This window comes from Aeromicrobium marinum DSM 15272 (genome assembly GCF_000160775.2).
Lineage (GTDB): Bacteria > Actinomycetota > Actinomycetes > Propionibacteriales > Nocardioidaceae > Aeromicrobium > Aeromicrobium marinum.
In genome coordinates this window covers 2,781,094-2,796,527 of the sequence record NZ_CM001024.1, presented here as the reverse complement: position 1 = coordinate 2,796,527, position 15,434 = coordinate 2,781,094, and the positions used below count along the sequence as shown (strand labels likewise).

Genomic DNA, 15,434 nt, shown 5'->3' with positions numbered 1-15,434 from the left:
TCACTTGAGGCCGGACAGGCGCGGAGGCTCCACCCGGTGGGGTTCCTGCACGGCGCGGGCCGAACGGATCGCGCTCTGGGAGCCCAGCACCCGGCGCGCCGCCAGGCCCAGCCCCAGCCCGAGGACGGCGGAGTACAGCGTCGACAGGGTGATGTAGGTGGGATAGGCGCCGGGCGACACCAGCGAGGTCGTGACGACCGCGGTGCCGATCACGGCGAACACCAGCACCCACCAGCCCTCGCGGCGCACCGACCGCATCGAGACCCCCACGACGAGAGCCGGGAACCCGATGAACACCTCGACGGGTCGAGGGACGCCGCCGATCGTGGTCCGCATCGTGTAGACGACGTCGTCGATGAGGGCCAGCAGGCCCGGCGATCCGTAGGCCCGCACGATGCTGCCGTAGGCGATCACCGCCACCACGGCCACCGCGACGCCCACCAGCACCGCCAGGTGCAGTCGGCCGAGCCCGTGCAGGCCGGCCCCGAGGGCCCACACCATCGAGATCGCCAGGGTGATGGCCGCCGCGACCACGACGAAGCTGAAGGTCTCGACGTCGACGGGTGCGTTCCAGGCGGCGACCCCCACCGCGCCGGATGCCGCCACCGTCAGCGCCACGACGAACTCCCGCAGGATCTCGACGAGACCGTCCGCGGGCCGGGTGACCATGACGGCCCAGACCGCTCCCACCACGCCGGTCAGTGCCGCGGCGGCGACGAGCAGTCCGTTGGTCTGCAACGCCACGGCCAGCAGGCAGAGGACCCCCGCGAGGGCCGGCCAGATCCGCAGGTGGCCGCCCGCACGATGGGTCAGACCCACCGTCAGCGCCACCGTCAGCAGGGCCGCGGCCGGGCGGAAGATCCACCCCGGCAGATCGACGTCGACGATCACCAGCGCCGAGACGAGGGTGCCGAGCGCCCACGCGGCCGCGACGACGTTGCGCACGAGGACGGCCGTGGCCGGCGAGTCGAGGCGCGGCTGGCGGACCGGCAGCTCGTACTCCGCCGGCACCGACGCATCGAGGCGCCGGCGGCCCTGCGCGCGGGTGGTGGTCATGACGACGATCGGATCCTTCGGTTGTCCAACGACGGATTCACGCGGCGGGCGGCACCCACGGCTGCGGGGTCGAGATCGGCGACGAGGGTCGCATCGGCCGTGTGGGCCGCCTCCTCCACGATAGAACCCCACGGATCGACCACCAAGGAGTGCCCCGAGTAGCGCGGCCCGCCCTGGGCCGCCGCCACCACGTGCACGGTGTTCTCGATCGCCCGGGCCGCGAGCAGGGTGCGCCAGTGGTGCACCTTGCCGTCGCCGGCGACCCAGGCGGCAGGCACGAGCAGCAGCTCGGCCCCGCGGTCGACCAGCGCCCGGGCCAGCTCGGGGAACCGCAGGTCGTAGCAGGTCATGAGGCCCACGGTGACGCCGCCGACGTCCACCACGACGGGCTCGACCGGTCCGGGGCTGAGCCGGTCGGACTCGCGGTAGCCGAAGGAGTCGTAGAGGTGAATCTTGCGGTACGTCGCACGCAGCCCGCCGTCGGGTCCCACCACGACGAGGGTGTTGTAGGGCAGGTCGGCCTCGCGCCGCTCGAAGGTGCCGGCGACGATCGTGGCGCCGGACCGGCGGGCCTCCTGCGCCAGCAGGTCGTGGAACGGGCCGTCGAGCGGCTCCGCCACGGCGGCCAGGTCGGTGTCGGTCGGGCCGAAGTCCACCATGGTCGCCTCGGGCAGCACCACGAGGTCGACGTCGGTGCCGACGGCTCGCAACCGGGCCCGGACCTCCGCCCGGTTGACGGCCGCGTCGGAACCGGCCGACAGCTGGATCACGGCGGTACGCATGGCTCCACGCTAGCGACCCCGCACCACCGGCACGGCGGTTCCGACGTGCTGCCGCCCGCCCACCCGTAGCGTGGGTCGGGTGAGAGCCGTCATCGTGAACCAGCCCGGCGGGCCCGAGACCCTCGAGATCACCCAGCTGCCCGAGCCCGAGCCTGCCGCCGGAGAGGTGCTCGTGCGGGTCGCCGCCGCGGGCGTCAACCGGGCCGACCTGCTGCAGCGGCGGGGGTTCTACGACCCGCCGGCCGGAGCCACGCCCGTCCTGGGGCTGGAGTGCAGCGGCGAGGTGGTCGGCGTCGGCGCGGACGTCGACCCGTCGGTCGTCGGCCAGCGCGTCGCCGCGCTGCTGACCGGCGGCGGCTACGCCGAGTACGTGGCGGTCCCCCTCGGCCAGGTCGCGCCCGTGCCCGGCGACCTCGACGACGTCGCGGCGGGCGGACTGATGGAGACCGCGGCCACCGTGTGGTCCAACGTGTTCGAGACCGCCGGCCTGACCGCCGGGGAGGTCCTGCTGGTCCACGGTGGCGCCAGCGGGATCGGCACGACCGCGATCCAGATGGCGGTCGCGGCCGGTGCCCGCGTGGTCGTGACCGTCGGGAGTCCGGAGAAGGCGCAGGTGTGCCGCGATCTCGGGGCCGAACGGGCGATCGAGTACCGCACCACCGACTTCCTCGACGAGCTGAAGGGCGCGGACCTGCGCCCCGACGTCATCCTCGACATCATGGGCGCGGCCTACCTCGAGCGGAACGTCCGCGCGCTCGCCACCGGCGGCCGTCTGGTGGTCATCGGGCTGCAGGGCGGGATCAAGGGCGAGCTCGACCTCAACCGGCTGCTGATGAAGCGGGCCTCGGTCACCGCCACGTCGCTGCGGGCCAGGCCGGCGCACGAGAAGGCGTCGATCGTCGCCGGGCTCGTCACGGCGGTGTGGCCGTGGGTCGCCGAGGGTCTCGTCCGGCCCGTCGTGCACTCCACGTTCCCGCTGGAGCGGGTGCAGGAGGCCCACCAGGTCCTCGAGGACTCCAGTCACACCGGCAAGGTGGTGCTCACCCTCGGCACCGCCGACTGACCGCGTCTAGGCTGGAACGCATGACGGACGAGCACCAGACGATCGGACCGGACGGGACGCCCGTCGAGGTCGAGGCCCGGCAGACCGCCCTGTCCGACCTCGTGGAACAACCGGCCAAGGTCATGCGCATCGGCGGCATGATCCGCCAGCTGCTGGAGGAGGTCAAGGCCGCCCCGCTCGACGAGGCCAGTCGGATCCGCCTGCGCCAGATCCACGAGCAGTCGATCGACGAGCTGCGCGACGGTCTGGCCCCGGAGCTGGTCGAGGAGCTGTCGCGGCTCAGCAGCCCGTTCGACGCCGACGCGCCCACCGAGGGTGAGCTCCGGATCGCCCAGGCACAGCTCGTGGGCTGGCTGGAAGGGCTGTTCCACGGCATCCAGGCGGCGCTGTACGCCCAGCAGGTCCAGGCCCAGTCGCAGCTGCAGAACATGAGACTGGCCCTCCCGTCGTCCAACGACACCACGGGTGACGATTCGACTACGTCTGGTCAAAACGGGGCACAAGGGGGCATGTACCTGTAGCGTCGTCCCACAGGCCGATTGAGGGATCGGCCTGCGAACGATGAGGGAGAGGGAGCCCATGACCATCGTGATCGATACGGTGCTGCCACCGTGCGCTGACGACCCGACGACGTTTCTGGACGAGTACCTGCAGGCGCCTCCGCCCCGCAGTGCCCTGACGGCCGCCGACCGGCGCCTCGTGGAGGCCAAGCGCGCCACCGCCCACCGGCAGTGTGCGGGGTGCCCCGTGTTCGTCGACTGCCTGTACCGCGCGGTCGTCGAGGTCGACGTGGCCGGCTACGTCGCCTGCACGACCGAGGCCGAGCGACGCTCGATCCGGCGCGACCTCGGCATCCGGGTGCACGACGCCGACGACACGGCCTACGGCGCGCGCCGCGTCGGCGGTGGTCCCGTCAGCCACGAGGTGGTGCTGACGGTGCGGCACGCCTACCCCAAGGACACCTGCCAGCAGCTCGCCGAGCGGCTCGGCTGCTCGACCTCCACCGTCAAGCGGCACCTGCGCAAGGCACGCGAGGACGTGCTCGTCGGCGGGTCGGAGCCCGACGAGCACAGCGACCGGCCCACCATCGACGCCGTGCTGGACGCGTTCGACGAGCTCTCCAGCTCACGCGTCGCCTGACGGCGCCGAGGGTCAGAGGTAGCGCTGCAGGATCGCCGCGAGGCCGTCCTCGTCGATGCTGCCGGTGACCTCGTCGGCCACCTCGAGCAGGGCGGGAGGCGCCTGACCCATCGCCACACCGTGACCGGCCCAGGCGAGCATCTCGACGTCGTTGTTGCCGTCGCCGACCGCCAGCACGTCGTCGCTCGTCAGACCGAGGTGGCCGCACAGGTAGGCCAGGCCGGAGGCCTTCGAGACGCCCTTCGGAGCGATGTCGAGCCACGACGTGTAGCCGATGTAGTAGTTGGTGTCGGCCAGACCCAGCTTCGCGACGATCGCGTGGAACTCCTCGGTGCTGTGGTCGGGCGCCCGGATCACGACCCGGGTGACGGGTTCGGCGATGAGCTCGTCGATCGACTGCAGCGTCATCGAGCCGTTGATCTCCGACTCCGGGAAGGGCCGGTTGAGGCGGAACCCGCGCCCGAGGTCCTCGACCGCGACCAGCGCGTCGGGCACGTGCTCGAGGACCTCCCGCACGGCCGTGCTGGCGTCGAAGGTGACCGCCTGCATGACCTCGACCGGCGCGTACGAGAACACCACCGACCCGTTGCTGGCGACGGCGTAGCCGTGCTCGAGGCCCAGCTGGTCCGTCGTGTCGATGACCCCGGGAATGGCGCGGCCGGTCGAGATGACGGTCTCGATGCCCGCGTCACGGACGGCCCGGACGGCCTCACGGACCGCAGGGGCCAACGTGTTGGTGCCGTCGACGATCGTGCCGTCGACGTCGAGCGCCACCAGGCGGGGCCGCCAGACGTCCACGGGCCCGCTCATCGGACGGGACCGTCGATCGGCACCAGGACCTCACCCAGCCACGGGTGCAGCGCCGCGGGCAGACGCACGGTGCCGTCGGCCTGCTGGCCGTTCTCCAGCAGCGCCACGATGGTGCGGGTCATCGCGCAGAGCGTGCCGTTGAGGGTCGCAGCCGGGACCGTGCCGGACTCCGTGCGGATGCGGGTGTCGAGCCGGCGGGCCTGGAACTCCGTGCAGTTGGAGGTGGAGCTGACCTCGCGGTACTTGCCCTGGGTGGGCACCCACGCCTCGCAGTCGAACTTGCGCACCGCGGACGCGCCGAGGTCGCCCGTGGCCACGTCGATGACGCGGTACGGCAGCTCGAGCAGGTCGAGCCACTCCCGCTCCCAGCCGAGCAGTCGCTGGTGCTCGTCCCAGGAGTCCTCGAGGGTCGTGTAGGTGAACATCTCCACCTTGTCGAACCAGTGCACCCGGAAGATCCCGCGGGTGTCACGACCGTGCGAGCCGGCCTCGCGGCGGAAGCAGGGGCTGAAGGCGGCGTAGCGGCGCGGGAGGATCGTGGGGTCGAGGATCTCGTCGGAGTGGTACGCCGCCAGCGGCACCTCGGAGGTTCCGACGAGGTACAGGTCGTCCTTCTCCAGGTGGTAGACGTCGTCGGCGGCCTGGCCGAGGAAGCCGGTGCCCTCCATGGCGCGCGGCTTCACCAGCGCGGGCGGGATCATCGGGATGAATCCCCATCGCATCGCCGCATCCATGGCCAGCTGGACGAGCGCGATCTCGAGTCGCGCACCGACGCCGGTGAGGTAGTAGAAGCGGGAGCCCGACACCTTGGCGCCGCGCTCGACGTCGATGGCGCCGAGCAGCTCGCCCAGCTCGAGGTGGTCGCGGGGGGTGAACCCCTCCGCCTCGAAGTCGCGCGGGGTGCCGACCACGTCGAGCACCACGAAGTCGTCCTCGCCGCCCTCGGGGGCCTCGGGGGCGACCAGGTTGGGCAGGCTCCGCAGCAGGTCGTCGAAGCGGGTGACGGCGGCACCCTGCTCGGCGTCGGCCTCCTTGACCCGCGCGCTGAGCTCCTTGGTGCGGGCCAGCAGGGCGGTCTTCTCGTCGCCGGTGGCGCGGGCGACCTGCTTGCCGATCTGCTTCTGCTCGGAGCGGACGGCCTCGAAGGCTGCGATGGAGCCACGCCGGTCGGCGTCTGCGGCGATGAGGGCGTCGACCACGTCGCTCGACTCCCCGCGTCGTCGCAGCGCCTCCCGGACGGCATCGGGGTCGTCACGGACGAGGCGGGGGTCGATCACCCGGCCAGCGTATCGGCCGGACGAACGGCCTCCACTACGCTGGTGCCCCGCGGCTGCCGTCCTCCGGCGGCCGGGGAGGGAATCTGTGTCCATCGACCTGCGTCGTGCCGTGCCGAGCCGCACCGGCGTGCTGACCGCCGTGCTCGCGGCCCAGGCCGTCGTGTTCGTGGCCATCGCGCTGACCGTCGCGCTCGGCGACGGGTTCGGCGAGGTCGACGACGACCTCGGCGCCCGGGCCTTCGACCTGGCCTCGTCGTCGTCGGTCGTGCGCGCTGCCGCGGACCTGGCGGCCGCGGTGTTCGGCTACCCGGGCCTCATGGTGGTCGTCGTGGTGATGGCGGGCATCGCCTGGCTCAGCTCGGAGCGGCGCATCGCCGGGTGGCTGGTGGCCGGGGTGGCCGTCGTCGTCCCCGGCAACCACCTGCTCAAGGAGGCGTTCGACCGGCCCCGCCCCGAGTGGGACGAGCCCCTGACCACGATCGGTGGCCTCGCCTTCCCGTCCGGCCACGCGGCCGGCGCCGGCCTGCTGTTCACGTCCCTGATCCTGCTGACCATCATCCTCACGGGCCGCGGGCTGCGTCGTCGCCTGCTGATCACCCTGTGGGTGGTCGTCGGTCTGTTCGTCGCGGCCAGCCGGGTGCTGCTCGGCGTGCACCACGTGTCCGACGTCGTGGCGGGCCTCGCGTTCGGGTCCTTCGTGGCGCTCGGGCTGTGGCTGCTGATCGCGATCGACGAGAGCCGGGTGCCGTCGGCGCTGGCCACGCTGACCGGTACCGGACAGCGCCGGGCCGCGGTGGTGCTCAACCCGGCCAAGGTCGGTGACGTCGACGAGTTCAAGGCGCGCGTGCGGGTGGCTGCCACGCTGCACGGGTGGCCGGAGCCCGCGTGGTTCGAGACCACGGTCGAGGACCCGGGACACGGTCAGGCGCGCGCGGCCCTGGAGGCCGGGGCTGACCTGATCGTCGCCGCCGGAGGTGACGGCACCGTGCGAGCGGTGTGCGAGGAGGCCGCGCGCACCGGGGTCGCGATCGGCATCATCCCCCACGGCACCGGCAACCTGCTGGCCCGCAACCTCGGCATCCCGCTCAACGCGCGCGACGCGCTGGACGTGGCGTTCGGCGGCCAGGACAAGGCGATCGACCTGGCCCGGTTCACCACCGACTCCGGCGTGCAGACGTCGTTCCTGGTGATGGCGGGGCTCGGCATGGACGCGATGATCATGACGGGGGTCGACGACAACCTGAAGAGCCGGGTCGGGTGGCTGGCGTACTTCGTGTCGGGGGTCAAGGCGCTGCGCTACCCCGGCATGAAGGTCGAGATCAGTGTCGACGACGGCGAGGTGCGCAAGTTCCGTGCCCGCACCGTGGTGATCGGCAACGTCGGGTTCCTGCAGGGCGGCATCCCGCTGCTGCCGGCCGCCCGCATCGACGACGGGATGCTCGACGTCGTGGTGCTCGCCCCGCGCCGGTTCCTCGGGTGGATCCCGATCGTCTGGCGGGTCGTCACCCGCCAGAAGCGCACCAACGACCGGCTCGACCGGCTCACCGGCTCCAAGGTGCACATCAAGGCCGGGTCGGACACCCCCATGCAGCTCGACGGTGATCCCGTGGGCGACGGGCTGGAGATCACCGCCGAGGTGCGCCCCGGTGTGCTGCTCGTGCGGGTGCCGGCCGTCCCCATCAGCGGGAACTGACCACGCCGGTCCCCTTCCCCGCCCGCGGCGGTAGGTGAGCAACCCTTCCCCGACGTCGGCGGTGGGTGAGCAACCCTTCCCCGACGTCGGCGGTGGGTGAGCAACCCTTCCCCGACGTCGGCGGTGGGTGAGCAACCCTTCAGCTGGCCTGATCGGTTGCCCACCTACCGCCGAGACGGGCGACCGGTCAGCCCGCGTGGGTGTCGATCTCGGCGAGGATCCGCGCCTTCGTGTCGTCCGGCGCGAAGGACTCGCGGACCGCGGTGCGGGCGAGCTCGGCGACGCCCGCGGCGTCGAGGCCCAGCAGGTCGGCCGCCACGGCGTACTCCTCGTTCAGCGTGGTGGCGAACATGGGCGGGTCGTCGGAGTTGATCGTCACGGTCACCCCGGCCTCGACCAGCGCGGGCAGCGGGTGGTCGGCCATGGACTCGACCGAGCGGGTGCAGACGTTCGAGGTCGGGCAGACCTCGAGGCTGATGCCGTGCTCGACGAGGTGGGCCATCAGGGCCGGGTCGTCGGCCGCGGCGATCCCGTGGCCGATCCGCTCGGCGCCGAGGTGCCGGACGGCGTCCCACACCGTCTCGGCGCCGGTGGACTCGCCCGCGTGCGGGACGCTGCGCAGGCCGGCCGCACGGGCGGCGTCGAAGTGCGGGGCGAACTGCGGCCGGGGCACCCCGATCTCGGGGCCGCCGAGCCCGAAGCTGACGAGGCCGGCCGGCTGGAGCCGCAGCGCGGTGTCGAGCGTGACGTCGGCGGCGGGGACCCCCGACTCGCCGGGGATGTCGAAGCACCACCGCAGCTCGATGCCGAAGTCGGCCTCGGCGCGCAGCCGGGCGTCCTCGACGGCCTCGCAGTACGCCTCGGCGGCGATGCCGCGCACGATCGACGTGTACGGGGTGAGGGTCAGCTCGGCGTACCGGACCTGCTGGGCGGAGAGCTCACGGGCGACCTCGTGGGTCAGCGTCCAGAGGTCCTCGGGCGTGCGCAGCAGGTCGACGACCGACAGGTACACCTCGATGAAGTGTCCGAAGTCGGTGAACCGGTAGTACTCGGCCAGCCGGGCCGGATCGGCCGGCACGGGGGTCTCGCCGGCGTGGCGTTCGGCCAGCTCGGACACGATGCGCGGCGACGCGGAGCCCACGTGGTGCACGTGCAGCTCGGCCTTGGGCAGGGCGGCGATGAAGGCGGGATCGACCATCGCGCCAGTCTGCCAGTCAGGTTCCGGGGACGATGGCGGTGATGACCGTGCCGTCGGAGCGGCGGCGACCCGCCACCGGCTCCGGCACACCCTCGAGGCGCGGACCCTGCCCGTCCAGCGCCACGTCGACCGGCTCGCCGGCGGACACCAGGACGGGTTCACCCCGCACGACCAGCTCGGCGCGCTCACCGACCTCGACCTGCAGCTGCACCGCGTCGGGGGTCACCGTCACGCGCACCCGCGTGCCGGCCAGGGTGATCCGGTAGGTGAGCGACGTCCACGACTCCGGCAGGCGGGGGTCGATGGAGAACTCGCCCCCGTGGTCGCGGAACCCGCCGAACCCGTTGACCAGCGCGCTCCACACGCCACCGGTCGAGGCCACGTGCACCCCGTCGGTGGTGTTGTGGTGCCGGTCGGCGAGGTCGACGAACAGCGCCGACGAGAAGTACCGGTACGCCAGGTCGGCGTACCCGACCTCGGCGGCGATGATCGACTGCACGACGGCCGAGAGCGTCGAGTCGCCCGTGGTGATCGGGTCGTAGTACTCGAAGTCGGCCCGCTTCTGCTCGGGCGTGAACATGTCGCCCTGCAGGAACAGCGCCAGCACGACGTCGGCCTGCTTGAGCACCTGGAACCGGTAGATCACCAACGGGTGGTAGTGCAGCAGCAGGGGCCGCTTGTCCAGCGGTGTGTTCTGCAGGTCCCAGACCTCCCGCTCGAGGAAGTGCAGGTCCTGCGGGTGCACCCCGAGGTGCTCGTCGAACGGGATCGCCATGCCGTCGGCGGCCCGTTCCCACTCGGCCACCTCGTCGGCGCCGAGGCGCAACCGCCGGACCACCCGGTCGTACTCGACCCCGTCGCGCTCGGCGAGCTGGCGGACCGACTCGGCCGCCCGGCGGAGGTTGGCCCGCGCCATGACGTTGGTGAACAGGTTGTCGTTGACGACCGTCGTGTACTCGTCCGGTCCGGTGACGCCGTGGATGTGGAAGGTGCCGCCCTCGTCGGTGCGCCAGAAGCCCAGGTCGGCCCACATGCGGGCGGTCTCGACCAGGACGTCGATGCCCTCGCGGGAGAGGAAGTCGACGTCGCCGGTGGCCCGCACGTACTGGCTCAGCGCGTACGAGATGTCGGCGTCGATGTGGTACTGCGCCGTCCCGGCGGCGTAGTAGGCCGACGCCTCCTCGCCGTTGATGGTGCGCCACGCGAACAGCGCGCCGCTCTGCGCCAGCTCCGTGGCCCGGCGGCGGGCCGACTCCAGCAGCGTGTAGCGGAACCGCAGGGCGGAGCGGGCCACGGCAGGAGCGGTGTAGGTGAGGAAGGGCAGCACGTAGATCTCGCTGTCCCAGAAGTAGTGGCCGCTGTAGCCCGAGCCGGTGACCCCCTTGGCGGGGAACCCGTTGCCCTCCGCCCGTGCCGTGGCCTGGGCGATCTGGAAGAGGTTCCACCGAGTCGCCTGCTGGACCTCCGGGTGGCCCTCGATCTCGACGTCGGACCGGGCCCAGAAGTCGTCCAACCACGCGCGCTGGTCCTCGTACTGCTGCTCCAGGCCCTCGGCGTGCACCCGGTCGAGGGTGCGACGGCACCGGTCGACGAGCTCGCGGACCGGCACCCCGCGGGAGGTGTGGTACGCCACCGTCTTGGTGAGCGTGATGGGTTGGCCGGGCTCGGCGTCGACCCGGTAGGTCAGCTTGGCGAGGTCGTCCTCGACCTGGACCCGCTCGGTGAAGGAGTTCGCCGTCTCGAGCACGTGGTCGGCGGTGACCGCCAAGGTCATGCCGCTGTCGGCCGCCTGGTACCCGAGGGCGACGCGACCGCTGGCGGCGTCCCCCATGCTGTGGCGGGGGACCAGCACCCGCCGGTTGAGCTGCTCGGCCCGGCGAGGGTCGAAACCGTCCCCCATCGCCTTGTCGCGCACGTGGTACTCGTCCTCGCCGTCCTGGCGGTTGAGGATCTGCGAGCTGATCGCCACCGGTGCATGGTCGTCGAGCATCGTGACCTCGAAGGTCAGCACGACGAGGTGTCGCTGGTGGAACGACACCATCCGGCTGGAGCGGATCCGCACCCGCTTGCCGGCCGGCGTGCGCCACAGCACCTCGCGCCGCAGGACCCCCTCGCGGAAGTCGATCGACCGGCGGTAGTCGATCAGGTCGGCGATCGGCAGCAGCAATGGCTCGTCGTCGACGTACAGCCGGATGACCTTCGCGTCGGGCGCGTTGACCATGGTCTGCCCCACGCGGGCGAACCCGTAGGCCTCCTCGGCGTGGTGGATGGGCCAGGTCTCGTGGAAGCCGTTGACGAAGGTGCCGTGGGTGTGGGAGTCGCGGCCCTCCTCGACGTTGCCGCGCAGACCCAGGTAGCCGTTGCCGACGGCGAACAGCGTCTCGGTGACTCCCAGGTCGTCGGAGCTGGGGCGCAGCTCGACCAGGGCCCACTCGTCGACGGGGAACCGGGTGCGGTCCAGCGGGTCGGTGGAGTCGGTGGCGGTCGTGTCGCGCTGCTCGGTGGCGGTCACGGCAGGAGCTCCGCCAGGTCGGTGACCACGACGTCGGCCCCGGCGTCCGTCAGTGCCTCGGCGCCGACCCCCCGGTCGACACCGATGACCAACCCGAACGATCCGGCGGCCCCGGCCTGCACGCCCGAGACGGCGTCCTCGAGCACCGCCGCGCGATCGGCCGCCACCCCCAGCTCGGCGGCCGCGGCCAGGAAGGTGTCGGGAGCGGGCTTGCCCGGCAGGCCGCGCTCCTCGGCCAGACCGCCGTGCATGACGAAGGGGAACCGGTCGGCCAGCCCGGCCGCCGCCAGCACGGCGGGGGCGTTGCGCGAGCTCGACACCACGGCCAACTGCGTGCCGCGGGCGACCAGGGCGTCGATCAACGCGACCGAGCCGGGATACGCGACCACACCGTCGGTCTCCAGCACCTGGGCGAACACGTCGTTCTTGCGGTTGCCGAGGCCGGCGACCGTCTCGGCCGACGGGTCGTCGTCGGGCGAACCGTCGGGCAGGGTGATCCCTCGCGAGGCGAGGAACGACCGGACCCCGTCGTACCGCGGCTTGCCGTCGACGTAGGTGAAGTAGTCGGCGTCGGTGTAGGGCTCGACGATCCCGCGCCCGGTCAGGAACGCCGAGAACATCGCGGCCCACGCGTGCATGTGCACCTCCGCCGTGGGCGTGACGACACCGTCGAGGTCGAACAGAGCTGCGTCGTACCGGTTCCAGTCCACCCCACGAGGGTAGTTCGCCGGTGTATCGGCCGGGTGAACGAGGGCACGAGGCTTCGAATCCGCTGCGGTGAGAACCCCCTGAGTAGTACCGTCATCCAGCCTGACTCGAAGGGGATCCATGAAGCGCCGCCTCACCGCTGTCGCGAGCATCGCCCTCGCCACCGGCGTCCTCGTGGTCCCGGCCGCCGAGGCCGACACCGGCTTCACGGACGTCCCCGACTCCCACGTCTTCGCCGAGGAGATCGCGTGGTTGGGCGGCACCGGCATCAGTACCGGCTACGACAATGGTGACGACACCTGGCGGTTCGATCCGTCCGCGCCGGTGCTGCGCGAACAGATGGCGGCCTTCCTCTACCGCTACGCCGACGAGGACTTCGTCGGCGATGGTGAGCAAGTGTTTCGCGACGTCCCCTCGGCCCACGTGTTCGCCGACGAGATCGCGTGGCTGGCAAGCACCTCCATCACCACGGGGTACGCGGTCGCGGGCGGGGTCGAGTTCCGCGGTTCCCAGCCCGTCCTGCGTGAGCAGATGGCGGCCTTCCTCTACCGCTACGCCGGCGAGCCCGACGATGTCCAAGACTGCTCCTTCATCGATCTTCCGGCCAATCACCCGTTCCGCACCGAGATCTGTTGGTTGGCCTCGACGGGCATCACCACCGGGTATCGCGAGGCAGGCGGACGCGTCTCGTTCCGCCCGTCGGCGCCGGTGCTCCGTGAACAGATGGCGGCCTTCCTCTACCGTCTCGACGAGATCGACCTCGGCCCACTCGGTTGGGTGGCCGCCGAGATGGTAGCTGGCTCTGGAGCCACCTCCGGAGATGGTCGGTTCATTGTGTTCGAGTCCTACCTGCGCTTCACCGACGATGCGCTCGACGGCCGCAACATCTACCTTCTCGACCGTCAGGAGGGAACCCTCGACCTGCTCAACCCGGGGGTGAACGGGGTGGGTCCGGACCACAACTTCGGCACCACACCAGTCATCTCCGACGATGGCGGCATCGTGGCGTGGACATCCGCTGCATCGAACCTCGTCGTCGGCGACACGAACAGTCGGGTCGATGCCTTTGTGTGGGAGCGGAGCACACGCACCGTCCGGATCATCGGTCGCGGGCCGGGGCAGGCCGAACCACGGAGCCGAGCGGAGAATGTCTACCTGTCCGGAGACGGGACCACCGTCCTCATCCGGTCACAAGCGGAGCGACCGTCCGGGAACTCCTTCGACGAGACCCTCTCCGTCGACGTGACCACCGGGGAGACCTTCCGGCTTCCGATCGTCCCGAGCGCGTTCTACGGAGTCCGACCCACCGCTGTATCGCACGACGCCGGTGTGGTCGTCCTCGACGGACGGCACCTCTGGATCCGAGGATCGGAGGGCCTCTCGGTCGTCCCCGGTGAACACCGGTGCTCCTTCGCCGTCTCCTCCGACGCCACAGCCTGCTCGACGGGACCAGCCATCCTCGACCTGACCACCGGCGAGGTCGACGACGTGGCCACCTGGGACGGGGCCGAGGCGGTGACCGACCTGTACGTCACCGACTTCTCGGCGGACGGCACGCGTGCGGCCGGATCGGGACGCGTCGCGGACGAGGCGGGAATCGACGGATACGTGCCCCTCGACATCGACCTCGTCGCCCGGACGGTCAGCATCGTGGCGACCGGGATGGGTGGCGCTCCCCCTGACGTCGACTGGAGCATCCAGGTCGACATGTCAGCCGACGGCTCGACCGTCGTGTTCAGCAGCGCGGCCCGCAACCTGCTGCCGATGTTCCTGCCCCGGGGGAGCGGCTACACGCTGTTCGTCTGGGACCGACCCTGAGACCACGGTCAGGCCTCACCGGTCGTTCTGTCCGGTGCACCACCGGCCGCGAAGGCCGGGTGCCGTCGGGCGATCCCTTGGGCAGCGTGATGCCGCGCGAGGCGAGGAACGACCGGACTCCGTCGTACCGCGGCTTGCCGTCGACGTAGGTGAAGTAGTCGGCATCGGTGTAGGGCTCGTCGATCCCCCGCCCGGTCAGGAAGGCCGAGAACATCGCGGCCTACCGGATGTTCGGGCTGGCGTATCGCGTCAGGAAGGCCGCCATCTGCTCGCGCAGCACCGGCTGGGAAGGCCTGAAGGTGCGGGTGCCGTTGCCCTCGTCGTAGCCGGTGGTGATGGCCTCGTCCTCCATCCACTCGATCTCGTCGAAGAAGACGTTGTTCTGGTCGGTGACGTCGGTGAACTCCGGCCCGTCCTCGTCGACGAACTCGCTGCCGTCGAACCGGTAGATGAACGCCGCCATCTGCTCGCGCAGCACCGGCTGCGACGGCCGGAAGGTGCCGTCGAAGTAGCCCCGGGTGATGCCGCGCTGCTCCAGCCACAGGATCTCGCGGTAGAACACGTGGGTCGGCGCGACGTCGCTGAACGGCGACACCTCCGGCACGTCGACCTCCGGTTCGTCGCCCTCGATGAACGTCTCGAGCCGGTACAGGAACGCGGCCATCTGCTCGCGCAGCACGGGCTGGGACGGCCGGAAGGTCTTGCTGCCGTCGGCCTCGTCGTAGCCGGTGGTGACCCCGTAGAGGGCCAGGTTGGTGATCTCGAGCCAGAACGGGTGCCCGCCGACCAGGTCCTTGCCGTCACGGCCGGTGGGGAGCGCCACGTCGGTGAACCCGGGAGGCAGCAGCACGTCGACGTCAGTCGTGGTCTCGCCCTCGAGGACCTCGACCGCCTCGGCGTCCACGATGAACAGCGCCTCCTCGTGGCACAGCGCCACGTGGACCAGTCCGACGAGCTGTCCGGGTGTGCCGATGCACACCGTGTAGACGCCGGGCTCGAGGCCGTCGATCGTGTACTGGCCGTCGGAGTCGGTGATGTCGGTGGCGCCCGGGACGGCCACGGGCTCCTCCATGTCCTTGCTGAACCGGTAGGCCGTCGCCGTCACGCCGGAGATCGTGTCTCCACCGTCGAGGAACGACAGCTCGGTCACCCGGCCGGACACGGCCCCCGTCTCCTCGACGGCGGCGTGCGCCGCGGGGCCCGCGGCGAGCAGGCCGCCGGTCAGGGCGACGGCGAGGGCCGCCGCACTGGTGCGACGACGGACGACGGATCGGATCACGGGGACTCCTCGGTGTGGGGCACGGACGCGGACCACGCTAGGTCCGCGTCCGTGCCTGCGAGGGCCGGTCGGTCGAAGATGGGTAGAACTACGTAGAC

At 71.4% G+C, this 15,434-nt stretch carries 13 protein-coding genes and 1 pseudogene; 5 read left to right on the top strand and 9 right to left on the bottom strand.

What is annotated here, in order from left to right; translation table 11 throughout:
* Nucleotides 1-1,056 (bottom strand): hypothetical protein, encoded by a 1,056-nt coding sequence (locus tag HMPREF0063_RS14115; RefSeq protein ID WP_007079376.1) that lies wholly within the window; start codon nt 1,054-1,056, stop codon nt 1-3.
* Entirely contained in the window at nt 1,053-1,838 is a 786-nt protein-coding gene (locus HMPREF0063_RS14110) for a carbon-nitrogen hydrolase family protein (protein WP_007079375.1), read from the bottom strand. Before HMPREF0063_RS14110 ends, HMPREF0063_RS14115 begins: the two co-directional genes overlap by 4 nt.
* Nucleotides 1,839-1,917: 79 nt before the next feature.
* Here HMPREF0063_RS14110 and HMPREF0063_RS14105 point away from each other — a divergent pair, with 79 nt between their 5' ends.
* The 3 genes from HMPREF0063_RS14105 to HMPREF0063_RS14095 are packed head-to-tail and all read left to right on the top strand — an operon-like array spanning nt 1,918 to nt 4,041.
* Nucleotides 1,918-2,901 (top strand): NAD(P)H-quinone oxidoreductase, encoded by a 984-nt coding sequence (locus HMPREF0063_RS14105; protein WP_007079374.1) that lies wholly within the window; start codon nt 1,918-1,920, stop codon nt 2,899-2,901.
* Between the two features lie 20 nt (nt 2,902-2,921).
* Nucleotides 2,922-3,422 carry a bacterial proteasome activator family protein gene (locus HMPREF0063_RS14100; protein ID WP_007079373.1) on the top strand — a complete coding sequence of 167 codons (501 nt, stop codon included), beginning with the start codon at nt 2,922-2,924 and terminating at the stop codon, nt 3,420-3,422.
* A gap of 58 nt (nt 3,423-3,480) precedes the next feature.
* Nucleotides 3,481-4,041, top strand: a complete 561-nt coding sequence (locus tag HMPREF0063_RS14095) for a WhiB family transcriptional regulator (RefSeq protein WP_050760971.1) — start codon at nt 3,481-3,483, stop codon at nt 4,039-4,041.
* Nucleotides 4,042-4,053: 12 nt separating this feature from the next.
* Here the strand turns inward: HMPREF0063_RS14095 and HMPREF0063_RS14090 are convergent, their stop codons facing one another.
* A complete protein-coding gene (locus tag HMPREF0063_RS14090; protein WP_007079371.1) occupies nt 4,054-4,851 on the bottom strand; it encodes an HAD family hydrolase in 798 nt (265 codons plus the stop codon).
* A complete protein-coding gene (serS, locus tag HMPREF0063_RS14085) occupies nt 4,848-6,128 on the bottom strand; it encodes a serine--tRNA ligase (RefSeq protein WP_007079370.1) in 1,281 nt (426 codons plus the stop codon). The genes HMPREF0063_RS14090 and serS overlap by 4 nt, the downstream gene beginning before the upstream one ends.
* Before the next feature lie 85 nt (nt 6,129-6,213).
* Here serS and HMPREF0063_RS14080 point away from each other — a divergent pair, with 85 nt between their 5' ends.
* Nucleotides 6,214-7,821, top strand: a complete 1,608-nt coding sequence (locus tag HMPREF0063_RS14080) for a bifunctional phosphatase PAP2/diacylglycerol kinase family protein (protein WP_007079369.1) — start codon at nt 6,214-6,216, stop codon at nt 7,819-7,821.
* A 187-nt stretch (nt 7,822-8,008) separates the two neighbouring features.
* On the opposite strand, the gene HMPREF0063_RS14075 is transcribed toward HMPREF0063_RS14080, so the two are convergent.
* The 3 genes from HMPREF0063_RS14075 to HMPREF0063_RS14065 are packed head-to-tail and all read right to left on the bottom strand — an operon-like array spanning nt 8,009 to nt 12,241.
* Nucleotides 8,009-9,019, bottom strand: a complete 1,011-nt coding sequence (locus HMPREF0063_RS14075; RefSeq protein ID WP_007079368.1) for an adenosine deaminase — start codon at nt 9,017-9,019, stop codon at nt 8,009-8,011.
* Nucleotides 9,020-9,035: 16 nt separating this feature from the next.
* Nucleotides 9,036-11,531 (bottom strand): glycoside hydrolase family 65 protein, encoded by a 2,496-nt coding sequence (locus HMPREF0063_RS14070; RefSeq protein ID WP_007079367.1) that lies wholly within the window; start codon nt 11,529-11,531, stop codon nt 9,036-9,038.
* Nucleotides 11,528-12,241, bottom strand: coding sequence for a beta-phosphoglucomutase family hydrolase (locus HMPREF0063_RS14065; protein ID WP_007079366.1), 714 nt, complete (start codon nt 12,239-12,241; stop codon nt 11,528-11,530). Before HMPREF0063_RS14065 ends, HMPREF0063_RS14070 begins: the two co-directional genes overlap by 4 nt.
* 118 nt (nt 12,242-12,359) lie before the next feature.
* Between HMPREF0063_RS14065 and HMPREF0063_RS15975 the strand changes: the two genes are divergently transcribed.
* Nucleotides 12,360-14,057 (top strand): S-layer homology domain-containing protein, encoded by a 1,698-nt coding sequence (locus tag HMPREF0063_RS15975; protein WP_007079365.1) that lies wholly within the window; start codon nt 12,360-12,362, stop codon nt 14,055-14,057.
* A gap of 67 nt (nt 14,058-14,124) precedes the next feature.
* Here the strand turns inward: HMPREF0063_RS15975 and HMPREF0063_RS17140 are convergent.
* Together HMPREF0063_RS17140 and HMPREF0063_RS15970 are read right to left on the bottom strand one after the other, a co-directional pair.
* A pseudogene (locus HMPREF0063_RS17140) lies at nt 14,125-14,238 on the bottom strand (haloacid dehalogenase); the annotation flags it as partial.
* A gap of 39 nt (nt 14,239-14,277) precedes the next feature.
* Nucleotides 14,278-15,336 (bottom strand): S-layer homology domain-containing protein, encoded by a 1,059-nt coding sequence (locus HMPREF0063_RS15970; protein WP_007079364.1) that lies wholly within the window; start codon nt 15,334-15,336, stop codon nt 14,278-14,280.
* Nucleotides 15,337-15,434: the final 98 nt, after the last annotated feature.